This is a genomic window from Streptomyces sp. RLB3-17 (genome assembly GCF_007113425.2).
Classification (GTDB): domain Bacteria; phylum Actinomycetota; class Actinomycetes; order Streptomycetales; family Streptomycetaceae; genus Streptomyces; species Streptomyces mirabilis_D.
In genome coordinates this window covers 7,931,541-7,952,832 of the sequence record NZ_CP041610.2, presented here as the reverse complement: position 1 = coordinate 7,952,832, position 21,292 = coordinate 7,931,541, and the positions used below count along the sequence as shown (strand labels likewise).

Annotated in this window: 25 protein-coding genes; 20 read left to right on the top strand and 5 right to left on the bottom strand. The window is 70.6% G+C overall.

The features are described 5' to 3' along the window. The first annotated feature begins 206 nt into the window (after positions 1 to 206). Positions 207 to 761 (top strand): GNAT family N-acetyltransferase, encoded by a 555-nt coding sequence (locus tag FNV62_RS35990; protein WP_144315822.1) that lies wholly within the window; start codon positions 207 to 209, stop codon positions 759 to 761. Here FNV62_RS35990 and FNV62_RS35985 read toward each other — a convergent pair. Further along, entirely contained in the window at positions 722 to 2,278 is a 1,557-nt protein-coding gene (locus FNV62_RS35985) for a hypothetical protein (RefSeq protein WP_144315821.1), read from the bottom strand. The genes FNV62_RS35990 and FNV62_RS35985 overlap by 40 nt on opposite strands. A gap of 276 nt (positions 2,279 to 2,554) precedes the next feature. On the opposite strand from FNV62_RS35985, the gene FNV62_RS35980 reads away from it, so the two are divergent. The 6 genes from FNV62_RS35980 to FNV62_RS35955 all read left to right on the top strand — a co-directional run bounded on the left by FNV62_RS35980 (position 2,555) and on the right by FNV62_RS35955 (position 8,835). Further along, positions 2,555 to 3,004, top strand: coding sequence for an ATP-binding protein (locus FNV62_RS35980; protein ID WP_144315820.1), 450 nt, complete (start codon positions 2,555 to 2,557; stop codon positions 3,002 to 3,004). Beyond that, positions 3,001 to 3,459: a hypothetical protein gene (locus FNV62_RS35975; protein WP_144315819.1), complete on the top strand. Its 459-nt coding sequence runs from the start codon at positions 3,001 to 3,003 to the stop codon at positions 3,457 to 3,459. Before FNV62_RS35980 ends, FNV62_RS35975 begins: the two co-directional genes overlap by 4 nt. A gap of 30 nt (positions 3,460 to 3,489) precedes the next feature. Beyond that, complete coding sequence (locus FNV62_RS35970) at positions 3,490 to 4,704, top strand: phosphotransferase (protein ID WP_144315818.1); 1,215 nt, start codon at positions 3,490 to 3,492, stop codon at positions 4,702 to 4,704. Continuing rightward, positions 4,701 to 5,636 (top strand): lactate/malate family dehydrogenase, encoded by a 936-nt coding sequence (locus FNV62_RS35965; RefSeq protein ID WP_144315817.1) that lies wholly within the window; start codon positions 4,701 to 4,703, stop codon positions 5,634 to 5,636. The genes FNV62_RS35970 and FNV62_RS35965 overlap by 4 nt, the downstream gene beginning before the upstream one ends. Then, positions 5,633 to 6,763 carry a hypothetical protein gene (locus FNV62_RS35960; RefSeq protein ID WP_144315816.1) on the top strand — a complete coding sequence of 377 codons (1,131 nt, stop codon included), beginning with the start codon at positions 5,633 to 5,635 and terminating at the stop codon, positions 6,761 to 6,763. Before FNV62_RS35965 ends, FNV62_RS35960 begins: the two co-directional genes overlap by 4 nt. A 962-nt stretch (positions 6,764 to 7,725) precedes the next feature. Then, positions 7,726 to 8,835, top strand: coding sequence for a hypothetical protein (locus FNV62_RS35955; protein ID WP_205523173.1), 1,110 nt, complete (start codon positions 7,726 to 7,728; stop codon positions 8,833 to 8,835). Positions 8,836 to 8,979: 144 nt separating this feature from the next. On the opposite strand, the gene FNV62_RS35950 is transcribed toward FNV62_RS35955, so the two are convergent. Beyond that, positions 8,980 to 9,297 (bottom strand): hypothetical protein, encoded by a 318-nt coding sequence (locus FNV62_RS35950; RefSeq protein WP_144315815.1) that lies wholly within the window; start codon positions 9,295 to 9,297, stop codon positions 8,980 to 8,982. A gap of 239 nt (positions 9,298 to 9,536) precedes the next feature. Here FNV62_RS35950 and FNV62_RS35945 point away from each other — a divergent pair, with 239 nt between their 5' ends. Next, a complete protein-coding gene (locus FNV62_RS35945; RefSeq protein ID WP_225900480.1) occupies positions 9,537 to 10,214 on the top strand; it encodes a YdcF family protein in 678 nt (225 codons plus the stop codon). On the opposite strand, the gene FNV62_RS35940 is transcribed toward FNV62_RS35945, so the two are convergent. From FNV62_RS35940 to FNV62_RS35930, 3 genes are all read right to left on the bottom strand, one after another. Next, positions 10,203 to 10,844 (bottom strand): hypothetical protein, encoded by a 642-nt coding sequence (locus FNV62_RS35940; protein WP_144315813.1) that lies wholly within the window; start codon positions 10,842 to 10,844, stop codon positions 10,203 to 10,205. The two genes, FNV62_RS35945 and FNV62_RS35940, sit on opposite strands and share 12 nt — an antisense overlap. Before the next feature lie 93 nt (positions 10,845 to 10,937). After that, positions 10,938 to 11,330 (bottom strand): hypothetical protein, encoded by a 393-nt coding sequence (locus tag FNV62_RS35935; protein ID WP_144315812.1) that lies wholly within the window; start codon positions 11,328 to 11,330, stop codon positions 10,938 to 10,940. Further along, positions 11,327 to 12,145 carry a GntR family transcriptional regulator gene (locus tag FNV62_RS35930; protein WP_144315811.1) on the bottom strand — a complete coding sequence of 273 codons (819 nt, stop codon included), beginning with the start codon at positions 12,143 to 12,145 and terminating at the stop codon, positions 11,327 to 11,329. Before FNV62_RS35930 ends, FNV62_RS35935 begins: the two co-directional genes overlap by 4 nt. A gap of 255 nt (positions 12,146 to 12,400) precedes the next feature. Between FNV62_RS35930 and FNV62_RS35925 the strand changes: the two genes are divergently transcribed. From FNV62_RS35925 to FNV62_RS35870, 12 genes are all read left to right on the top strand, one after another. Continuing rightward, a complete protein-coding gene (locus FNV62_RS35925; protein WP_144315810.1) occupies positions 12,401 to 12,766 on the top strand; it encodes a WhiB family transcriptional regulator in 366 nt (121 codons plus the stop codon). Beyond that, on the top strand, positions 12,763 to 13,302 hold the full coding sequence (locus tag FNV62_RS35920; RefSeq protein ID WP_144315809.1) for a hypothetical protein: 540 nt from the start codon (positions 12,763 to 12,765) through the stop codon (positions 13,300 to 13,302). Before FNV62_RS35925 ends, FNV62_RS35920 begins: the two co-directional genes overlap by 4 nt. Further along, complete coding sequence (locus tag FNV62_RS35915) at positions 13,302 to 13,532, top strand: hypothetical protein (RefSeq protein ID WP_144315808.1); 231 nt, start codon at positions 13,302 to 13,304, stop codon at positions 13,530 to 13,532. The genes FNV62_RS35920 and FNV62_RS35915 overlap by 1 nt, the downstream gene beginning before the upstream one ends. After that, on the top strand, positions 13,529 to 13,708 hold the full coding sequence (locus FNV62_RS35910; RefSeq protein WP_144315807.1) for a hypothetical protein: 180 nt from the start codon (positions 13,529 to 13,531) through the stop codon (positions 13,706 to 13,708). Before FNV62_RS35915 ends, FNV62_RS35910 begins: the two co-directional genes overlap by 4 nt. Further along, entirely contained in the window at positions 13,705 to 15,297 is a 1,593-nt protein-coding gene (locus tag FNV62_RS35905) for a hypothetical protein (protein WP_144315806.1), read from the top strand. The genes FNV62_RS35910 and FNV62_RS35905 overlap by 4 nt, the downstream gene beginning before the upstream one ends. Then, complete coding sequence (locus tag FNV62_RS35900; RefSeq protein WP_144315805.1) at positions 15,297 to 15,497, top strand: hypothetical protein; 201 nt, start codon at positions 15,297 to 15,299, stop codon at positions 15,495 to 15,497. Before FNV62_RS35905 ends, FNV62_RS35900 begins: the two co-directional genes overlap by 1 nt. Beyond that, complete coding sequence (locus tag FNV62_RS35895) at positions 15,485 to 16,174, top strand: hypothetical protein (protein ID WP_144315804.1); 690 nt, start codon at positions 15,485 to 15,487, stop codon at positions 16,172 to 16,174. Before FNV62_RS35900 ends, FNV62_RS35895 begins: the two co-directional genes overlap by 13 nt. Positions 16,175 to 16,176: 2 nt before the next feature. After that, complete coding sequence (locus FNV62_RS35890) at positions 16,177 to 16,677, top strand: hypothetical protein (RefSeq protein ID WP_144315803.1); 501 nt, start codon at positions 16,177 to 16,179, stop codon at positions 16,675 to 16,677. A gap of 93 nt (positions 16,678 to 16,770) precedes the next feature. Beyond that, positions 16,771 to 19,071, top strand: coding sequence for a hypothetical protein (locus FNV62_RS35885; protein WP_144315802.1), 2,301 nt, complete (start codon positions 16,771 to 16,773; stop codon positions 19,069 to 19,071). A 217-nt stretch (positions 19,072 to 19,288) separates the two neighbouring features. Continuing rightward, positions 19,289 to 19,744, top strand: coding sequence for a hypothetical protein (locus FNV62_RS35880; RefSeq protein ID WP_144315801.1), 456 nt, complete (start codon positions 19,289 to 19,291; stop codon positions 19,742 to 19,744). Positions 19,745 to 19,762: 18 nt separating this feature from the next. Beyond that, entirely contained in the window at positions 19,763 to 19,975 is a 213-nt protein-coding gene (locus tag FNV62_RS35875) for a hypothetical protein (RefSeq protein ID WP_144315800.1), read from the top strand. A gap of 105 nt (positions 19,976 to 20,080) precedes the next feature. Continuing rightward, positions 20,081 to 21,232: a hypothetical protein gene (locus FNV62_RS35870; protein ID WP_144315799.1), complete on the top strand. Its 1,152-nt coding sequence runs from the start codon at positions 20,081 to 20,083 to the stop codon at positions 21,230 to 21,232. Positions 21,233 to 21,292: the final 60 nt, after the last annotated feature.

The window sequence follows — 21,292 nt, the reverse complement described above, 5'->3', positions numbered from 1 at the left end:
TTTATGTACTGGGCAACGGCGATCGCTGAACTATTGGAGAAGACCCGCTTGCCCTTGCATCGTGACTGCCGGGTCGAACTCTGCCATGGCTTCCTCACCCGCCTAGCCTGCAGCCTCAATTGTTGGCGTCCGCCTCCGTTCTCCGCTCTGGCCCGGCGATGCACGGACTCTGTTCCCTCCGGATCGAAGCTCATAGCCTGACCGGCATGACGATCAACGACGTGTTCCTGGAGCATCACGACGGTGCGGAAACCGCTGCGCTGCTGGTGGAGTTGTGTGATGTGTACGCGGACGCGTACGGCGTGGAGCCGGGTGGGGAGAAGACGGCTGCGTTCCGTCGCCGGTCGGAGAAGCAGTTCGAGCGGCCAGGCTTTGGCCTGGTGACAGCGCGGGGCGGGGGCCGGCTGGTCGGGTTCGTCTTTGGCTACACGCTTCCGGCCGGGGATACGCACTGGTGGGGCGGGGTGCAGCCGGAGCCGTCGGTGGAGTTCTTAGAGGAGACGGGGTCACGGACGTGGGTGTTGTCGGAGATCGAGGTGCGGCGGGCCTGGCAGGGCAGGGGGGTGGGCCGGGCGCTGCATGACGCTGCGCTGGGCGCGCGGGGTGAGGAGCGGGCGACGCTGGCGACGGGCCCGGATGCTGCGGCGCAGCCGGTGTATGAGTCCTGGGGGTGGCGGCGGGTGGGCCGGATTCCCGGGGATGAGGGGGACTTTTACTCGGCTTACGACTTGTTCGTGCTGGAGTTGCCGGTCAGCCGGTAGTGGGCCAGGAGGTCGTCGAGTTTGCGGACGGCGCGGCTGCGCTGCCAGGGGGTGAGGGCGGTGCGGAGGTCGGCGATGCGCTGGGTGATGCGCGGGGAGCGGTTGACGCCGGAGATGTGGGCGATGTCGCCGACGATGGCGCTGGCCTCGGCGATATCGCCCTGCTGGAGGTGGGCTTGGCTCTGCAGGGCGAGGGTGTGGGCGTAGTTGTGCACGTTGGTGGGGTCGATCATCGGCAGTGAGGTGCGGGCCGCAGCGAGGGCCTTCTCGGGGGTGCCGAGGACGAGGGCGCATTCGGCGTTGGTGCCCCAGTAGAAGGACTCGTCGTAGAAGTACCACCAGGAGGCGAGCGGGGTGCTGGCGGCCATGCCGCGTACGGCGGCGTGTTCCTGTTCGAGGGCGCGGTGGGCCTTTTCGTTCTGCTGGGCGGCGGCGAAGGCGCGGGCGGCGACGTCGGCGGCGTAGCCGCGGGCGGCCGGGCTGTCGGTCTGGACGGCCCAGGCCTGGGCGGCGATGGCGTGGTCGATGCCGACGCGGGGCTTGTTCTGCCAGGTGGCCAACTGGCTCATGGTGCACAGGACGTAGGTGACGAGTTCGGTGTTCTCGGCATCGTGGGCGGCGGTGCGGGCGTCGTCGTAGTAGTACTGGGCGGCCCGGTAGTCGCCGAGGTTGTATAGCTGCCAGCCGACCATCTGACTGAGCTCGGCGTACACGGTCAGTACCCGGGGACGAAGGGCTTCGGGGGCGCTGGTGACGAGGTCGGAGATGACCTGGCGCTGGGCGAGGGCGGTCTGCAGGGCGATCTGCGGGCCGAGGACGTCGCCCTGGCGGCGGTAGTGCTGAAGGACGCGCTCAGCCTGGGTGATGGTGGCTAGGTCCAGGCGGCTGGGGTCGTCAAGGACGGCGGCGACGCGGTCGCGTTCGTCGGCGTCGGCGATGTCCAGCAGCGGCGCCGCGGCGGCCACGGTGAGCGCGGTGCTGATCTTCAGGAGCAGTTCGCGGCGGTTGAGCCCGGGGTTGGCCTGCTGTACCCACATGATCAATGCCTGTGCCAGTTCCTCGAAGCGTACGTCGTGCAGCCGGTGGACCAGGGTGCTGGCCAGCTGCGGGGTGAGCATGAGCGGTTCGGCGGCCAGGCCGTCCAGGAGGTCGGCGCCGGCCGCCGGGGCGGGTGCTGCTGGGGCCGGTGGCGAGTGTGGCGGCGGGTGGCCGTGGTTGGGGAGATCGGTGAGCAGGTCGGGGACGGCGCATTCGTAGAGCTGGGCGAGCCGGTCCAGGGTGTCGAGTGAGGGGGCGTGTCCGGTGCTGGACGGCCAGAGTTCCCAGGTGGAGATGTTCTTGAAGGTCTTGGGGTCGTCCGGCCAGTGCTGGTTCCACAGCTCGGCGACCTGGCGCTGGCTCAGGCCGCGGGCCAGTCGGGGCGCCACGCGGGCGTTGACCCGGTAGCGATGCCGGACGGCGGCGGCCACGTCGGGCCAGGTCTTGCCGGCCGCCCGCAGCTCGGTGGCGAACTGCACCTGTTCTTGCCTGCGGCTACGGGGTTTTGCTGGCACCCATCCCCCTCTCGGCCGTGTGGGGATCACACCTTGTTCAGCACGGTAGCGCGGCGCGGGGCGCGTCAACACGCCTGTGTTCTTTCCCGGTTGAACCGGGAGACCGTGGCCGCAAGTTGGCGGTCGGACGGGATGGCCCTGCATGCTGCGACAGCGCAACAGTAGGGGCCCGCTTCACTAGCGAACTTGGTTCGCGGTGTCGCCCGTTCCTGCCGATGTGCCTCGGGGTGATGCAGCGTCATGCACCTGACTACCCATACCGATCCTGGCCTGACACAGGCCGGTTCCTCCTCCGCCGCGGTCCGGGCCCTGGAGATAAGCATCGCTTCGGACAAGGCGCTGGTCGCCGAGGTGCGGCGGTCGGTGCGGGCGACGCTGGCGTCCTGGGGCGCAAGCGAGATCGCCGATGACATGGCGGTGGTGGCGTCCGAGCTGGCCTCCAATGCGCTCAGGCACGCCGGCGGTGAGGCCACCTTGCGGCTGCAGCTGGCGGAGGGCCGGGCGCTGCTGGAGGTCAATGACGGCTCCGCACAGTGGCCTGTCCCGCGCCGGGTCGGCGCGGAGGCAGAGGAGGGCCGCGGCCTGCTCCTGGTGCAGGCCCTAGCCGCGGAGTGGGGGTGGAGGCCCAGGGAGAGAGGCGGCAAGACGGTGTGGGCGTCGCTTCCTGCGCCTGCGGGGTGTGAGGCATGAGGGCGCCTTCCGACGGCAACGCGCTGCCGAGCACCGCCAGCACCCAGCCGGGGTTCTGGTGCGAGTGTCTGCTGACCTCCACGGAGTCGGACAGCACGGTGCTCGTCGGCTCTCTCGACGCCTATGCCGCCCTCGATGCCGTGCGCTGGATCCGCATCGCCGTACGCATGCTGGTCTCCGTGGCCGACGAGGCCGAGGCCGAGCCGGTCCACGAGTGGCTGCTGTTCGGTTCGAATCCCACCGCTGCCGCGCTGGAGCGCGGCAAGCCGTTCGCCATCGCTTTGCGGCACGAGCAGCTCCGGCTGGCCTGGAGTGCGCGACCCGTTTCCTTCCTGCCGTTGGCCCACCGTGCCGACCGTGCGCTGCCGCCGTGCGCCCAGGAGTGGTCCCAGCCCGCCACGCTGCGGGCGGCCCTGACGGCTTCGCAGAACACCCATCTGCCCGCACGCCGCTGACGCGGCCTGCCGAGCGCGAAGGAGTCATTCGTGAGCACAGCCGCAGTAAGCACGTCCCCGGGGCCGGTGCCGGACGTGGCCGAGGTCTTCGCCTTCGCCCGCGATGAGATCTGCTCGGCCGCCGCTGAACTCTGGCCTGGCGCCAGCGTGGAGTTGTCCTCTCACATCCCGAGTGTCACCGGCTACGTGCACCGCATCCGCGTGGGCGGCCGGGAGCTGTACGCCAAGCACTCCTTCCTGGGGATGTCGCTGGTGTCGATCCTGCGCGGCGTCGCCGGTGACTGGACCGAGGTGCAGCGCGCCCAGGCCGGGTATGTCCAGCGGCCAGATGCCCTGCTTGTACGGGAGGCCGCGCAACTGCGGCTGCTGGCCGACCTGGGACGGCCCCAGGTATGCGAGGTTGCCGGGCTTGCGCACGGGGTGCTGTTCACCGCGCCGGTACCCGGGCCGACGCTGGCCTCCCTGCTGTTACGCGACCCGGCGAGTACGGCCGGGCTGTTCGAGTCTGTCTTCGCCGACCTGCACCGGCTCCACCGCTCGCGCACCGCCCAGCGGCTGGCCCCGGCCGGGGCGATCTCCGAGCGGAGCGTGGCAGCCACGTTCCAGCGGAAGTTCAACGGGATCAGCGGCCAGACCTATCTGGGACGCCTGGGCGCTGAGCGGTGCACCGAGGCCGAGCGGGCCGAGGTGGCCGCGCTGCTGCGGGCGGTGGTCGCAGGGCTGCACCGGATGCGGCCGACCGTACTCGCGCCGGGCCAGGCCGTTCTGACGTACGGCGATCTCAAGCCCGAGCACCTGGTGTTTCCCGACGGGCCTGGCGGGCGGCCGGTCCTCATCGATCCCGGTCTGCTGCGGGCGAGGGCCTCGGTGGACGCCGCCAAGCTGACCAGCCGCACCGTGCTCCTGCTCGCCTCCGCCCGCCCCGGCGCTGCGGCGGTCGAGCAGATCGTGCAGGGGCTCGGGGCGTTCGCCGAGCAGCGGATGCGGCCGATGGCGCCCAAGGCGGCCCGCTCGTGGCTGCGCGAGGTGCTGATCGTGTGGCTGATGGACACCGTGAATATCCTCACCACCTTCCTGTCGGCCCCGGCGGTGCTGCCGCTGCCGCCGCGAGGGTGCCCGCTGGTAGAGCGGGCTGTGGCGGTGTGCACCATGGCCGACCGCATCAGCGCCGCTCTGGGTGGCGGTCTGGACGCGCACCGCGTGTGGGACACCGCGCTGGCCCAGGCCAAGACGGTGACCGGATGACCCCGACACCCGTCGTGGACGTGATCGGCCTCGTAGGGGCGGGGGCGGTCGGCCAGGCCGTGGCCACCACGCTGTGCTCGGCCGGCTTCTGCCGCCGCCTGCTGATCGCCAGCCGCACCCCGGAGCAGGCCGCCGCCCTGGCCGCGGACATCGACGACATGCGGCAGGCCACCGTCTCACCCCTGCATCCCCGCGCTGGTCGAGTGGTCGACCTGGCCGACTGCCAGGCAGTGGTCATCGCCGTGCGGGCGGCCTTCACCAACACCCATCGCGCCGACGTCCGCATGGGCGGTGCGGCGGCGAACGCGCCCGCCATCGGTCAGCTGGCAGCCGCGCTGCGCGGCTACACCGGGACGGTGCTGGTGGTGACCAACCCGGTCGACGTGATGACCCGGCTGTTCGCCGAACTCTCCGGCTGCGAGCAGGTGTTCGGTATCGGCTCGAACCTGGACAGCGCCCGCTACCGGGCCGCCCTCGCCCGCCACCTGCACGTCCCGGCCGCCGTGGTGTCCGGGCACGTGATCGGCGAGCACGGGGACGCCGCCGTGGTGTGCGCCTCGGCCACCACGGTCAACGACCAGCGGATCCCGCTGCCGCTGCAGCAGCTCCGTGACGAGCTCGCCACCAGGGCCAAGGGGATCAGCGCGGGCATCGGCCGCACCCGTTCCGGGCCCGCCGGCGCCGTGCTCTCCGCGCTGCGCAAGACCCTCTCGGTGGAGGACGGGATCGAGGAGCTGTCCGCCCCGTATGGAGGCGGCTGGCTGGGAATTCCGTTGCGTTTCACCCGAGGTCGGCCCGTAGCGTGCCTGCCCTCCCTCGACGCGGCCGAGCAGCGGCAGTTCACCGCGGCCGACACCAAGCTCCGCACCGTCTACCAGGCCGTGCGGTCCCTGCCCGAACTGGAATCTCCTGACAGAGAAAGGGCTTCATGAACACCCTCACCGCCACGCGGCTGCACGCCGCGGACGTCAATATCACGATGGTCAGCAACACCCCCGCGGTCACCGACTACGCGCGCCGCTACTTCGGCTCGTGGTGGAGCGCCTTCGAGGTGCCGCCCGCCAGTGTGTGCGCCGCACCGGTGGTCTTCGCCGACGTCGACGCCGACCAGTACGCCCAGCTCCAGGCCCTGGTGGAGACGTGCCCGCACGAGGAGACCACCTACGCCAAGGCGGCCACGCTCGTGGCCCGCGACTCCGAGGGCACAATCACCGCAGTCAGCCCCACGCAGCAGCTGGCCTACCGGCACGAGCCGGCCACTGGCCGCCTGTCCGTGATCGGCGTCGAGAGCGAGCCCGTGGCGCTGGCCGCAGCGCGGATCGCCCGGGATGCCATGCGCGGCCTGCTGCTGCAGGGCGGCTGGACCCTGCTGCACGCCTCCGCCGTGACCGACAACTGCCGCACCGTGCTCACCTTCGGCGAAAAGGGTGCAGGCAAGACCACCACCGCGCTCGCCCTAGCGAATCTGGGCTGGCAACTGCTGGCCAACGACCGGATCTTCGTCCGTCCGGACGACAAGGGCCAGCTGCGCGTCCTGCCCTGGCCGTCGGCCGCCGCGATCGGCCTCGGTCTGCTGGACGCGCTGGGCTGGTACAACGTCGCCCGCAAGCGCCTTGAGGCCGGCGAGGCCCTCCACCCCACCCAGCACCCAGACGTCACCGACGCAGTTCTGGCCGGGCGGCGCGAACCGCTGTGGGAGCCCGGTGGCAAGCGCGAGCGCAAGGTGCAGGTCTACCCCGACCAGTTCGCCAGCTGGTTCGGCCTCAAGCTGGCCACCGGCGGCCTCGCCCAGGCCCTGCTGTTCCCACGGATCCGGCACGACGCCGCCCCGGCCGTCGAAGGCTGCCGCCGCACGTTCAGCGACGCGGACTTCATGCACGGCGCGACCGAGGACCGCTACCCCGACATCCTCGGCCTCGCCCCGGCTGGCGGCAGCGGCAGCAGCGACGCCCGCAAGAGCGTCGCCGACCACCTCGCCAAGCTGCCCCAGCACACCGTGGCCCTCGGCCACGATCTGGCAGCCAACGCCGCCTTCCTCCACCAGCTGCTCACCGAGTAGCCCCAGGCCCCCGCCGAGCTCTGCCCTCCCCGCACCCGGCGGGACACGCTCCGCCGTCTCCCTAATCTTTGCGAAGAAGGGCAACGGGAGACGGCGGAACCAGGGGCGGGCGGCGAAGCCACCCCCGACTCCCCGCCCGCCCCGCTCACGCGCACAGACACCATCGTCGCGTCGCACAGCCGCCTGCCAGGACCGTCCTGGCGGGGCCGGCTGCCCGTACACCTGAAGGCGCTCAAGAAGGGCGGACACGTTCTCGCCCTGTCGGCGGTAGAACGGCCGCTCCGGAGACCCGGCCGTCGTGTAGTCGACGCCGGCGGGGGCAGCACTGCCGGCCATCGCCGGGCCGAGGGTCGGGGTCGTAGTGCGTGAAGACGCGCCCGCCCGAGACCGTGTTCCGCCACAGGTCGAGTTCCAGCATGTCGGGGTAGTGGCGGACTCATTGGGGATCTCGATCCATCCCTCCGCCTCACCGTGGATGTCGTCGGACGACTCGTCCGGGAAAATGCTGTAGCCGGTGGCCGGGATCCCGTCCTGCACTAACTGGGCGACGACAGCGGCCAGATAGGGCTCTGCCGCAGCCACGACGATCTTGCAGACGGCCAGCTCACTCCTCGCCACGGGACTGCTCCAGGTAGCGATTCGCCTCGGCCAGGACGTGTCCCTTGTCGCCGTACAGGGAGGCCAGCAGCACCGTGACGGCCGCCGTGTCACTGAGCCTGAGCTCTTGGCCCGTGACGCTGTCGGGGGCGAAGACCCACTCCTGAACATTCCTGGCGGCCTGGTCCCAGGGACCGGCGTCCCGGTCATGGAAGGCGACCGTGGCCAGGGCCGCTTCTCCGAACTACGAAGCGCTGGCTCCGGCTACGCACACACGACAGCCCTGACCAAAGTGCGCATATCGATGGACGCCCAACCTGCTCACGTGCTTCGATGCGATCAACGTCGCATGATGGGAGGCAGGCTTGAAGCAGTCGACGCGGGTGCTGAAGCGAAAGGCTCTGGCCTCGCTCAAGGGAATGACCGTCGCCTTCAACTCCGTTGACGACGAAGGTCGCACCTCAGCTGTCTTGCTAAGCCTCCAGCACTCCTTCGAGATGCTCTTGAAAGCGGCCCTCGTCCATAATGACGTGCAGGTTTTCGACAAGAGCCTTGGGCGGTCGATCGGCTTCGAGAAATGCCTCCAACTGTCTCGCCAGGAACCGAACATCAAGATCACGGATCCAGAGGCAGGAACGTTGCGGGCAATTGACGCCCTTAGAGATGACGAGCAGCACTGGTTTAATTCCGTCAGCGAGCCCATCTTGTTCGTTCACGCCCGCGCCGGCGTCACTCTTTTCGATGATCTCCTGACTAGGGTTTTTGGAGAGCGGCTGGCGGATAGCCTTCCACTGCGAGTCCTTCCTATTTCGACTGAACCTCCGATGGGGCTCGAGATTCTAATCGATCAGGAGTTCACTCAGATTCAGGACCTCCTACAGCCTGGGCGCAGGGCACGGAACGAGGCTCGGGCCAGGATTCGCACCCTCTTGGCGATCGAGGGGCACGCCTCCGAAGAAAGCCTCGTCAGCGAGAGGGACGTAGATCGAGTCGAGAAGGGGATATCTCAAGGGAAGTCTAGGGATGCCGTCTTCCCCGCTCTTGCGCAAATTTCTACCGAGTTTTCGGGAGAAGGGCCCACCTTGACTGTCCGATTCGATAAGAAGGGACCGCCAGTCAAGTTCGCCGACGACTCGTCGGATGCGGCAGCAATTCGAGAAGTTGACCTCCAGAAAAAGTTTCACTGGTCGGCAACTGAGCTATCCAAGAAGCTCAACATCTCGCCTCCTAAAGCGTTGGCTTTGCGGCAGCACCTAGGAATCGACGAGGACCCGAAATGCTTCTACGTTTTCGTCATGGGATCACAAAAGCATCCACGATTCTCTGATAACGCACTCAAGCGCATGCGGGATTCCATGAAGAATCTAAGCATGGATGACGTGTGGGAAGCACACAAGCCGATTGGCCGCGGGAAGAGTCCTCGTCAGTGCCCCATCGATGGGTGCGCCCAGGTCAGGGATAACGAGTCTTCTTGAATCAAGACTTCTTCTTGTCGGCTGCCGCCGGCCACGAGGCGTTATAAGCAATTGACTGCGGTGGGCGTTGGGAGGCTATCGGCTCCTTGACCTGCTGAGTGCGCAGATGGCCGCAGAGCCGGGCGCCGGCGGCGTCACTTGCTTTCAGCGCCCGCGGACGTCCTGGGCTGCCTCGTGCGCGCGGCGGAGCTGGTCGGCGAGGTTCGTGGCGGTGGTGGCGGCCTCGCCGATGGCGCGAGCCAGGCTGGTGGCATCATCCCGGTCGCGGGCCATCCGGTCCACTGCGGCGGAGGTCTGCAGCAGGATCTGAGGCAGGTGCTCGGCAAGCTCGTGAAGATCGCGCAGGACTCCGGCCGCGCTGCGCGGGCTGTCGTACTCGGCCTTGCCGCTATCGAGGTCCCGGGCGATCTCGCGCAGGGTTTTCGCGGCGTCCCGTGACAGGGGGCTGGGGTCGTACGGCACCGGTTATTTCCTCCCGCTCACGGTGGTCAGGGTTCCCAGTCTGCCGCCCCTGACCTGCCCGTACAGCCGGTTCGGCGAAGTTGGCGGCCTGGAGGGCAGGGCAGCACCCGAGGCACCCGCCCCAATGAATAGCACCTGGCGACAAGATAGTTTGCATGCGGGGCAGGCAGGCTGCCGATCACGCCGCGACGGCAGGATGCACCGCAGGCCGACAGCAGCAACGATCAGGGAGTCGTGTCGTGGCAGATGCCAAAGGACAGCAGCGTGTGATCACCACCCAGGAGTGGCGGGACGCGGAGCTGATCTGGGACTACCACCAGATGCACCACGAGCTGCGGCCGTGCTCCGCGGGAATCGGCCTGGGCAGCCACGATCTGGGCGTCGCCTCGCACACCGTGGACCTCTACCGCCAGGGCCTGTTCCCCGTGTTGGTGTTCACCGGCGGCAACAGTCCGACGACCAAGGCGCGCTTTCCGCGCGGCGAGGCGGTGCACTACCGCGAGCACGCGCTGCAGCTCGGCGTGCCGGAAAAGGTGGTGCTGGTGGAACCGAATGCGGCGAACACCGGGCAGAATGCCGTCTTCTCCCGCCAGGTGCTGGCCGCTGCCGGGATCGTTCCGGAGTCGGTGCTGGTGGTGTGCAAGCCGTACGAGGAGCGCCGCTCGTACGCGACATTCAAGAAGGTGTGGCCCGGGGTGGACGTGGTGTGTGCGTCGGAGCCGGTGGGGCTGGCCGCGTATGCCGAAGGTATCGGGGACGCGAAGCTGGTCATCGACATGCTGGTGGGCGCGCTGCAGCGGGTGATGGTGTATCCCGAGCAGGGCTTCACGATCCCCCAGGAGGTTCCGGGGGACGTGGCCGCAGCCTTCAAGCAGCTGGCGGACGGTGGCTTCGACAGCCGACTTCTACGGCGCTGACCTGCCCAGATAGGGCTGGAAGAGCGGGTTAACCGCTTCGTCGGAGTCGGTGAGGTCGCGTTCGGCGGCCCATACGTCGCGCGGAAGTGGATCACCGTTGAGGTGGCGGCGGGCCACGTTGCTGAAGATGGCCATGGCCCTGATGACCCGGGTATCAGCCTCCCTGCTGCCGAAGGCACCCAGGTTCATCTGCGCGAGTTCTTCGGCGTTGCCCGTGCCTATGACCGTGGCGTCATCGTGGACGGCGTGAGCGCGGCGGACGAGTTCGCTGGCCACGGCCGCCACTTGCTCCGGTCCTTCAAGGCCGACCACGATGCTCGCGAGGTGCAGAGGGCCGATGCTGACACCGACCCGGAGTTCAGCGGCGCGGCGATAGATGCCCTCGGCGTCCGACGACGTTCCGGATTCGGTTAACTCGCGTTCGACCCTGGCCACGCAGGACGGCCAGCGTGACGAGGTACTGAACGCGTACGCGGCTTCGAGGAACTGGGCGTATGCATCGCGTTGGGCCTGGCGTCGCACGGCGTCGAGACTGGCGCGCCCTTGTGCTTTCCCTGCGGCGTAGGCGGCTGCGGCGGCCAGGACGGCGGTCGGCGCGGAGACGAGTGCGGCGATGACGGCGGGATCCATGACGGCTGATCATGCCGCACGCCCGCAAATGGGCGGTGCCCCGTGGAGGAAGTATTACCTTCACGGGGCACCGGTACGTGCAGGGAGCGAGTGCTATCCGGCCAGGCGGAGAGCTTGTGCATGCTCGGGCTCGTCGAGGTCCGCCGCCCAAGCGATGTAGGCGGCCCTGGCCTGGTCGGCGGAGAGCCCGGCAGCTGTGCCAATCTCGCTCCAGGCGCGGCCGTGCCGCAGGGCCTCGCGGAACAGGAGCGGCTGCTCGTCTGCGAGTTGCACGGTGATCGCGGTGCCCAGGACCAGGGCCGCGATGGCGTCGGAGCCGTCCGCCGTGACGGTCTCCTCCGGGGGCAGGCCGCGGACGGTGCCCGCGAGGCGGTCCTGGTGCCGTCGGCGGCGGTGGGCCATCTCGACCACGTCGGCGGACGGCACGTCGCCCGGGGCGGTCAGTTCGGCCACATCGAGCGCGCGGGGCTTTCCTTCACTGGTCATGATTCCTGCCTTTCGGCCTGGTCACGGGCGGAGTCGGGCATCTGAAAGCTGTAGCTCCAGCTGAAGCGGCTGGCGGCATGGACGCCGAGGGCGTACTCGATCACGGTCTCGTCGGCGGTGTAGGTGGTGCGTTTGAGGATCACGACCGGTTCGCCGGGCGGCAGCTCCAGCTGCTCTATCTCGGCGGGGGTGGGCATGCGGGCCCGCAGTTCCTCGGTCATGTGGTCGGGTTCCAGACCGAGCTCGTAGAACACGCGGAAGCCCCCGCCCTTTCCGGCCGGGCCGGGGGTGGGGTCGACCAGCCGGGTGCCCTCCACGTGGCTGGGCCGGTAGTAGCTGGTCAGCGTGTGGGTGGGCTGGCCTTTCTCCTTCACCAGGCGGGCCCGCGCGTAGACCTCCGAGCCCTCCGGGATGCCCAGTGCGGCGGCGATCTCTCGGGTGGCTGGCACCCGGCTGACGGCCTGGGTCTGGTCGGTGCGGTTGTACTCACGGCCCGAGGCGACCCGATCGGCGATGAACGCCACCTCGTCGTTGTCGCGCCATTTCGCCTTGTCGTAGCGCTGGATCCCGAGCCGCTTGAGCGGCGGGCGGTCGCGGGCGTAGACGCCGCCGCCCTGCCTGCTGGTGACCAGTCCGGCGTTCTTCAGCCGGAGGATCGCCTGGCGGACGGTCTCGCCTGTCACCTGGTACTTCGCCACAAGCTCGCGCGTGGTCGGGAGCTTTTCTCCCGGCTCGATGGCGCCGGATTCGATCTCTGCTCTGAGATCGTCGGCGATCCGCTGCGCTCCGCGCGGCCTCGGGTCCTTTGCCGTCATGGGCTCAGAGTAGAGCACCTTCACTAGGCAAGTCACAAGCACTTCACTAGTGAACTCTTGACCGGGTTGCCGATCTCCGGTTACGGTCGATCTCACCAACTTCACTAGTGAAGTCGACGGGGTGTTGGGGCTGTTTTGCCCTGCGTCCGTACAGCACTGCCTTGCCCGAAACGCGCGAAGGACCCCCGATCTCCTTCCACCGATCTCAGGGGTCCTTGCGCGGAAAGCCCACCCGATTCGAGGAGTGACTTCCGCATGCCCAAGCGTACGAGTGCGCCTGCCGCCGCGGTACGGCGTTCGCCCGGTTCGTTACTGCGACTGCCGTTCGGCGCATCGCCCGTGGATGCCGGGGGCCGGCCGCAGGCTGCCTGCACGGGGCTGGACACACAGATCTTCTTCGCCCGCCCGTCCGAGCTGGACCAGCTGCCCAACAAGGGCGAGCGGTCGGCGCTGGCCGTGTGCGCGGTATGCCCGGCCCGGGTTCAAGCGGTGTGCCTGGAGCGGGACCTGGCCCAGTCGGAGATCACGCGCATCAACGGGGTCTTCGGCGGGGTGCGCCAGGAGGAGCGGCGGGAGATCTACCGGACCCGCCAGCAGGCGCGGAGCGGGGGTGCGGTGTGAACGCGTACAACCGCGAACTGCCGCAGCGCGCCCCCACGTTGACGGAGCCGGTGTTCCCTGAGCTGGCCGAGTACATGCGGATGGCGTGGAACGGCCTGGCCGCCGCGTCCCCGGCCGCACGCCGGGTCGAGGCCGCAGAAAGCGCCCGTGACCTGCTGTCGGAGGCCATCGCGCTGCCGCTGAAGGAGATGGACGCCGACGCACTGGTGATGGCGATCCTGCAACTGCGCGCGGGCCTGGCCCGGCTGCTGGCCGCCACCATCCCGGCCGCCGTCCCGCCCGCTCCGTCCGCCGGCACCGTGCTGGACGACGCCGACCTGGTCGCGCACCTGCTCGACCTGTTCAGCGACGCGGCCCCGCTGGACGCCGATGTCGCCGTGCATGTCGGCCGCCCGCTGCCCGCCCCGCTCATCTACACCCTCGCCCAGGCGATTCACGCCCCGGGGCTGCGGCCCAGCGGCGACTACCTGGAGGCCCGCGGCATCTGTGGCAGCTCCACCATCCACATCACCGCGATGACCTCGGGAGGTGCGTGATGGCGTTCTTCGGACTCATCGGCAACGACCGGCAGATGGCCGCCACCACCTACGCGGGCAAGGAGTCGGCCAGCCAAAAGCGGGAGCGCGCGGAAGCACAGCGGTCCGCGCGGCGCCGCGAGCGCCACCACCGCAGCGTCGTCGAGACCGACCGCAAGGGCTGGAAGTGGGCCGACCAGGAGCGCGAGCGGCAGGAAGGCCGCCAGGGAAGCCGGAGGCGGTCCTCGTGACCCGCGTGCGCACCTGGCAGGCGGCCATCGGCCGGGCCGAGCAGGCCCGCCAAGCCGCCACCGACGCCGAGCAGACCACCGCCCGCATGAAGCAGGCCCTGAGCAGGACGGATGCGGCCCAGGCCGCCGACCGACTCGCCGCCACCTGGACACAGCAGAAAGAAGACCCCCGGTGATCGAGCACCACCGCGTACCAAACATCCCGGGCGCCCACCGCGCCCACATCATCGACGCCCCGGCCCCGGAGCCGACGGCCGCCGACGTCCTGGAGGCGGCCCACGCCGAGGCGGCCGATCTGCTGGCCGGTGTCCACCGTGAGGCCCAGACCCTGCGGCGCGAAGCGGTCACCGCCGCCGCCCAGGCCGAGGCCGACGCCGAGGGTGCCGAGCAGCGCAAACTCGTCGCCGACCTGCACGTCCAGCAGTCGCACCGGGCGGCCGAGAAGCAGATCGCCGCCGCCCGGGCGGTCCTGTCCCAGGCCCGCGAGGCGGCCGAGGAGATCCTGGCCGACGCCCGCACCACGGCCGCACGCATGCGGGAGGCCGGCCAGGACGAGCTCCGCCGCATCGAGCAGCAGACCGATGCGGGGGCCCGCCGCCGCGAGGAGACTGCGGAATCCTTCCGCCAGGCCACCGAGGCGGAGGCCGCCCGGCTGCTTGAGGAGGCTCAGCGCCGGGCCGAGGCCCTGGTGACCGACGCCCAGCAGCAGGCCGAGGCCACCGGCCGGAAGGCGGACACGGCCCTGGCCCGGGCCCGCCAGGAGAAGGAAGAAGCGGACGCGCTGCTGGATCAGGCCCGCACGGAGGCCGACCAGCACCAGGAACGCGGCGAGAAGCTGACGAAGAAACTGCCGACGTTCGCCCTGTTCGCCGCGATCGGGCTGACCGCGTCGGGCGAGTGGTCGCTGGCGATGCTGGTCGGTTTCCCGGTGTGGGTGGCGCCGCTGCTGCCGATCGCGATCGACGTGTACGTGGTCGCCGCGTTCCGGCGCCACCGCGACGCCTTCACCGCCATCAGCCTGATGGTGATCGCGAACGTGCTGGTCCACCTCGCCGAGGCCGGACTGTTCGGTGTCACCGGCACCGGTGACGACATCAAGCCCACCTGGTGGCTGGTCGCTCTCGTCGTCTCCATCGGCCCGTTCGTGCTGTGGCGGGTCCACGCGCTGCGCGACCAACCCGCCACCGCTGCCACACCGGCGGCGACGGCACCGGCTGTGCCCGCCGCCGTACCGCCCGCGCTGCCGCCCGGTACCGGCACCGGTAACCCGAGCGGTAACAGCCCCGCTGTCGCCACCGGTATCGCGACCGGTGAAGCCCCCGCTACCGATATCGGTAACGCGAGCGATGACGGCCCGGCTACCGGTAGCGGTAACGCCGCACCGGCTACCGGCAGCGCGAGCGGTAACGGCAGCGGTAAGGACGCTGGGGCTCCAACCGGTAGGCCCGCCGCCACCGGTGGTGGCCCGTCCGGGAGGCCCGGTGCGGCGGCCGGTAGCCGCCAGCGCCGTACCGAGCGCCGGGCCTCCCGCAACGCCGGTACCCGTGCATCGCGAGGCACCGGGCGCGAGGAGCTGCGCGATGCGGTGCGGACACGGATCACCGCTCTGCTCGCCGACGGCGATACGCCGTCGCCCACCGAGCTCGGCCGCGAGTTCGATGCGGACGCGGAGTGGGTCCGCAACCAGATCCGCGCGGTGAAGAAGACCCTCCCGGCCGAGCCGGTCACCGTCCCCGCCCGCCCCGACACGGAAGAGGAAGCCTGATGTTCTTCCGCCGTTCCCACCGGCCCGCCGTCCGGCTGATCATCCCCCGCCACCGGTCCCGGCCGCAGCCCCCGCTGCCGCCGTTGCCCGAGGACTGGCAGCCCGGTCCGGTGGCCGGTGCCGAGCCGGACGAGGACGAGATCAAGGTGCGCGAGCGGCTGCTGGCCCTGCTCGGGGAGGTCGTGCGGTGGCCTCGCTGAACAAGGACACCAGTGCCGACGAGCCGTGGTGGGCCGGTGCCCAGGCGGCCGAGCCGACCCCGGTGGGCTGCTGCTCCCTCTGCCCGGTGGCCGCTGGCTGTCCGCTGCGTGCCGACAGCGCGGTGCGGTGCGCGGTCACCGGCGAGCAGCCGCCCCCGGCACCGCCCGTCATCGCCCCGGGCCTGGCCGAAGCCGTCAGCCAGGACCTGGCGGTGGCCGTCGCCGAGGCGGTCAACTGGGCGGACGTCACCGCGACCGCCGCCGAACGCGCCCCCAGCCGCGACGACGGCAACGACGTGGACTGGGGACGGCTCCAGCCCGTCCGCAACCTGCTGTCCATCGCGGTGGTCAGCTTCGCGCCCTTCGGCCACACCACCGCCGCCCTCTGGGTCGCCGACACCATCAGCCGCGGCGGGATCACCGCCCCGGTCTTCATCCCGCTCGGCGCCGTCCTCGCCGGCACGGGCGCCGTCCTCCTCGGCCGGATCGCCCCGGGCCTGCTCGGAGTCGTCTGCGAACTGGCCTGGAAGTCACTGACTCTCACCAGCCGGGGCCTGTGGCGCCTGGTGCGCTCGCCCCGCGGCTGGATCATCACCCGCCCCGCGCTGTGGGCCGCCGGAATCGGCGTCCTGATCGTCTCCTGGCGCGCTGTCACCCACTTCCTGACTGGAGCCTGACCATGTTCGACAACTCCCCCGCCAACGCCGGTTTCGGCGCCCTGGTCTTCGGCGCCGTCGCCACCGTCGCGATCATCGCCGGGTTCAAGTACAAGCTGCTCCGCAACAAGAAGACGCTGATCCTGGTGGGCTTCTTCATGCTGCTGATCACCGTCAACTCCGGCGGATTCCTCGGCGAGATCGCCGGGGCCCTGCGCCACGGCATGAACGTCGCCGGGCAGCAGGCCGTGGACAAGACCGCCGGGGCCTCGGTGACCGCCAACCCGCCCCGCACTGCGGTCACCCCGGTCTCCGCCGGCGGCGCGGCCATCGGCCTGACCGGCATCACCTGGTACGTCATCAAGCTCATCGCCGCCCGCGGCAAGCCCAAGGACTGGAAGGAAATGGTCGGCGGCACGCTCGTGGCCGTCTGCTACGGCACCAGCCTCGGGTTCATGGGCTGGATCGTCAGCGCCACCACGCTGACCGGCAACAACATCGGCCTGTACGTCTTCGGCGGCTGACCCGCGAAGGCGCCAACGGCCTCCCGGCCGTGCGCCCGCGACTCCTTCCTTCCTGCCCTCCTTGCCTACCCCGCCTTTCTGGAGTACCCCGCCATGACCAGCCACGACGACAGCGTTCTTCTGCCCGAAGTGATCGTGTACGAAGGCGAGTTCATCGACGACGATGAGCCGCAACCCGGCGCCGGACCGGCACCGGCGGCCCGCCGCCGAGCCGCCCGGCGCGTCGCCCACACGGCGGCCACCGCCGCCCGCTTCATCGCCGTCCGCACCCTGCCCGGCCTGCGCCACGCCTGGGCCCTGACCGTGCACTGGGCCGCACTGCGCTACATGACCGGCGACGAGATCCGCCGCCGCATCGTCAAGAAGCAACTCGACCACTACACCGAGCGCCGCGACGACGCCCGCACCGCCCGGGACACCACGCTCAAGCAGCTGTCGAAGCTGGTGGACAAGGCGGGCGAGGACGGCCTCACGAGTCCGGAGAAGAACCGGCTGCGCGACCTGGGGGCCGAGGCCGACCGCCGCCGCAACGGGCTGGCAGTCCTCAACGCCATGCCGTTCACCCCGGCCCAGCCCACCGCGGAGCAGATCACCCGGTGGCGCGGGACACTCGGAGCCGTCCGGTTCACCCTCGTCGTGGTGCCCGCCCTCGGCGCTCTTGTCACCGTCACCGCCACGGCACCCGTCTCCGGCTTGGTCACCGGCCCGGCCCTGCTCGGCGGCGGCTGGTGGCTCACCCGCCACCCAATCCCGCTCACCACCCGGCCCGCCCCCGCCGAGCTGCTCATCCCCGAACTCGACGCGCCCGCCGACTACCAGCTCGACGAACCCCGCACCGCCGCGCAGAAGGAGGACAGCCCGGCCGCGTCCGCCGATCCCCAGGCCGCGGCGGCCGAGGACCTCGCGGCCGGAAATGAGCAGGTCCCCGGCTCGCTTGCCGAGGCCAGCACGTCCGAGCAGGCCGCCGCCGTGCTCGCCGGGGCCGTCCGGGCCGAGGGCCGGGATCTCGCCGAGGTCGCCAGGGCGGTCGAGGAGCCGTGGGGCTGGTCGTTCTACGTGCGGTTTTCCACCGGCAGCCCGGACGAGCTGAACAAGGACGACATCTACAAGGCCCTGATCACCCGAATGCGACTGCGCCGCAACGGGCTGCTGATCGAAGGCGACCCGGACGCCGGGGACAGCGCGTTCGTCCGCGCGCTGCTGCGCGACCCCTTCTCGCCCGAGGCGGTCGGCCCGCTGCCGTACCGGCCGCCGCTGTCGATGTCGATCGTGGACGCGGCCGACTTCGGCGTGGCCATGGACGGCAACCCGCTCGTGTTCTCCCTGGCCGGGCTGATGCTGCTGATGGTCGCCGACTCCGGCGGCGGCAAGTCCGGCGTCATGCTCGCGCTCGCCGAAGCCGTCACCGCCTGCCGGGACGCCGTGGCGTTCAACCTCGACCCGGTCGGCACCGGCGTCGGCGCCCTGGGCGAGGCCATCACGCTGTCGGCCTGCATGGACGACGAGCTGATCCAGGCCGTCCTGGACTTCCTGCTGGAGCTGTGCTCGGCCCGCGCCCGCCAGCGCGCCCGCTACGGCTGGGGCAACAAGTGGCGCGTCAGCGAAGAGCACCCGGCCATCGTGGTGTTCACCGACGAGTGGCCGCAGCTGAGCGACGAGGCCAAGGCGAAGCTGGTGCGCGGGCTGCTGCTCGGCCGCAAGGAAGCCGTCTGGTTCGAGGCAGGCAGCCAGTTCGGCACCCGCGACTACCTCGGCCAGGCCATCGGCCCCAAGCTGTCCGCCCGCCTGCTGGGAGCCTGCCGCCGCGTCGACGTCACCGAACTCCTCGGCGGCGGCGCCATCGCCGAGGGCTACCGCGCCGACCTCCTCCAGGCCGCCACCCACACCCAGATCAACGACGCCGGCCAGATCTACGCCCAGGGCCTGCCCGGCATGCCCAACCGGCCCATCCGCTACCAGGTCCGCGAGGTCACCGACGCCCAGGCCGCCCTGCTCGGCACCGACCGCGCCGCCGCCGGACTGCCGGACCTCGCCCACACCCTCACCGAGGCCGGGCTGTGGCAGAAGTACCAGGACCTGCTCGCCCGCTGCCACGCCGACAGCACGCCACCGCCCGCCATCCTGCTCACGGTGCGCGAAGCCTTCCGCGCCGAACAGGACCCCGACGCCCTGACCGTCGCCCAGCTCGCCCAGCATCTGCATGCCGACGACGCGGACCGGTGGGGCCGCTGGGACAACCGCGCCGACCGGCTCGCCATGATCGGCCGCCACCTCCGCAAGGCCCTCACCGACGCCGGCGTGGAGCTGTCCTCCACCCGGCTGCGGCACCTGCCCGGCGAGCCCACCGGCTACCTCCTGGCCGACGTGAAAGCGGCCCAGGAGGCCTTCTCGTGACCTGCCCGTGGCCTGCCGCCCCAGCACACCTCCGGCAGGCCGACGGCAGGCCGTCGTACAGGCCTTGAACTGCTACGACAGGTCAGGCAGGCCGATTGCCCCCACCCACGTCCCCGGCCGGTTTCGACCCTCCCGGACCCGCATTCCGGGCTGGCCGTGACCGCCCGGCCACCCCGCCCGACTCGAACGAGCCCCCGCCGTCCACTGCGAGGAAACCGTGCCCGACCACGCCCACACCGACACCCCGTACGAGACGTGGAAGTCACTGCAACAACCCATCACCCGCCCCGGCGACGTCCCGTTCGCCACGCCCATCGCATGGATGGAAAACCGCCGCGGTGACCACTCCCTGGCACTCCTGCTCAGCCGCAGCGCCCCCGACCGGCACGGCCCCACCGACGCCCTGTCCTGCCTCGCCCTCGGTGAGGCCATCCGCACCGAGCTGGGCCACCACCGCGGCTCGCTCGTCCATGACGCCCGTCGCCTCGGCGCCGACTGGCAGCAGATCGCCGACGCGCTCGACACCGGCATCCCCGCCGTCCAGCAGCTCCTTCGCGACTGGGCCGACGGCCAGCGCCGCCTCCACCAGTCCTACGCCAGCGCCGACGGCTGCCGGATCGCCCTGACCGCCGCCGAGCACCAGGCCGCCCTGGACCTCATTCCCGACCACTGATCCCAGACGGAGAACGCCATGAACCCCAAGCCCCCGGCCGTCCCTGCGGCCCCTGGCCGTGCCCAGCCGGTCGACGTCCGGCTGATAGGCGACGACCAGGCCGTGCGCACGCTGGTCACCGCCCTCCAGCAGGCCGCCGCCTGCGGCCCGGCCACCTACAAGCCCATGCGCGACGGCACCGGCACCCGCGCCTACCTGTCGGTCATCGTCCCCGCCGACCCGGCCCGGTGACCCACAGTCCGCGCGCAGCTGGCGCCCAGTTCGTCCGGCGACCTTAACCGGACCCGACCGCTCACCCCCATCTGCGGCATTTGCCGCCCAACGGAAAGGTTCCCCATGTCCGAGAACTCGACCAGCCCCGTTGTCCGCTTCCGACCGGCTGTCGGACGCGAACGCACCTACGACTTCGCCCCGCTGCCGTGCCCGCCGCTGCACACGCCGCTTGCCGCCGCTCTGAAGGCCCGCCTCACACCGGCCACCGGTGACGGGCACACGCTCACGGCCGCGAGCGCGGACACCTACTTCGGCACCATCCGCCGCTTCCTGGCCTTCCTGAGCATGCAGGACAAGCCGCTGACCTGCCTCGGCGATGTGCACCCCGACCACCTGTACACCTTCCGGGACATCGAGGGGGCCACCCGCACTGCGGCGGGCATCGGACGTGAACTCGCCCAGCTGTGCCGCCTGCTGCAGGACGCCCCGTACGGCTCCCTCCACCCCGCCGTGTGGGACCTGGTCAAAGCACCCCGGAAGGTCATCGGCCCGCAGCCTCCCCGGAATGCGGTGCCGGTGTACTCCCACCGCGAGTACACCGCCTTGCTTCAGGCGGCCCGTACCGACGCAGCCCGGATCATCTCCCGTCTCACCGCCTCCGAGCGGCTCCTGGCCGCCTTCCGTGCCGCCCCGCACACGCTCAACGAGGAGGACCGGGACACGGCCCGGCTGCTGGACGTCATGGACCGCACCGGCCGCATCCCCCATGTCGAAGGCCAGCGCAAGCAGGACACCGCCCGGCTGCTCTTCCTCACCCCGGCCGACGCGGCCCCGCTGTTCATCCTGGCTCTGGCGCTCGGCCACCTGCGGGTCACCGAGACTGCCGAGTTGCCCGCCCATCACACCGTCACCCGCGATGGCTCTGTCGTCGTCCGGCTCGACGAGCACATGGACAGGAAGCGGGGCACCACACCGGTGAGGTGGGAACTCCGCGGCGAGGGCCACGACCCGCTGCGCTCCGCCGGCGACTTCTACCTCCTGCTGCACCGGCTCACCCAGCGCAGCCGTCACTTCTCCGGCACACCGCAGCTGTGGAACCTGTGGACCGGCCGCAGCGCCAACCTCAGCGGTCACGCCCCGCTCTCCCGCCACTCCGCCTCGCCGCTGCTGCACACCTGGGCCCACCGGCACCACCTGACCGAGGACGACGGCCGTCCGCTCACCGTCCAGATGCACCGTCTGCGGGCCACCGCACGTGCCCAGGCCCAGCACTGACCCGACCGATGCGCCCCGCGGGCCCACCCTGGGTCCGCTTCCCGACCAACCGACTACAGG

Bases quoted from the DNA above. Each gene is read 5' to 3' on its own strand.
- FNV62_RS35890 (WP_144315803.1), top strand. From the start codon at position 16,177: ATGTTCGACAACTCCCCCGCCAACGCCGGTTTCGGCGCCCTGGTCTTC.
- FNV62_RS35940 (WP_144315813.1), bottom strand. From the start codon at position 10,844: ATGGATCCCGCCGTCATCGCCGCACTCGTCTCCGCGCCGACCGCCGTC.
- FNV62_RS35925 (WP_144315810.1), top strand. From the start codon at position 12,401: ATGCCCAAGCGTACGAGTGCGCCTGCCGCCGCGGTACGGCGTTCGCCC.
- FNV62_RS35875 (WP_144315800.1), top strand. From the start codon at position 19,763: ATGAACCCCAAGCCCCCGGCCGTCCCTGCGGCCCCTGGCCGTGCCCAG.
- FNV62_RS35885 (WP_144315802.1), top strand. From the start codon at position 16,771: ATGACCAGCCACGACGACAGCGTTCTTCTGCCCGAAGTGATCGTGTAC.
- FNV62_RS35900 (WP_144315805.1), top strand. From the start codon at position 15,297: ATGTTCTTCCGCCGTTCCCACCGGCCCGCCGTCCGGCTGATCATCCCC.
- FNV62_RS35965 (WP_144315817.1), top strand. From the start codon at position 4,701: ATGACCCCGACACCCGTCGTGGACGTGATCGGCCTCGTAGGGGCGGGG.
- FNV62_RS35930 (WP_144315811.1), bottom strand. From the start codon at position 12,145: ATGACGGCAAAGGACCCGAGGCCGCGCGGAGCGCAGCGGATCGCCGAC.
- FNV62_RS35975 (WP_144315819.1), top strand. From the start codon at position 3,001: ATGAGGGCGCCTTCCGACGGCAACGCGCTGCCGAGCACCGCCAGCACC.
- FNV62_RS35980 (WP_144315820.1), top strand. From the start codon at position 2,555: ATGCACCTGACTACCCATACCGATCCTGGCCTGACACAGGCCGGTTCC.
- FNV62_RS35960 (WP_144315816.1), top strand. From the start codon at position 5,633: ATGAACACCCTCACCGCCACGCGGCTGCACGCCGCGGACGTCAATATC.
- FNV62_RS35990 (WP_144315822.1), top strand. From the start codon at position 207: ATGACGATCAACGACGTGTTCCTGGAGCATCACGACGGTGCGGAAACC.
- FNV62_RS35915 (WP_144315808.1), top strand. From the start codon at position 13,302: ATGGCGTTCTTCGGACTCATCGGCAACGACCGGCAGATGGCCGCCACC.
- FNV62_RS35935 (WP_144315812.1), bottom strand. From the start codon at position 11,330: ATGACCAGTGAAGGAAAGCCCCGCGCGCTCGATGTGGCCGAACTGACC.
- FNV62_RS35870 (WP_144315799.1), top strand. From the start codon at position 20,081: ATGTCCGAGAACTCGACCAGCCCCGTTGTCCGCTTCCGACCGGCTGTC.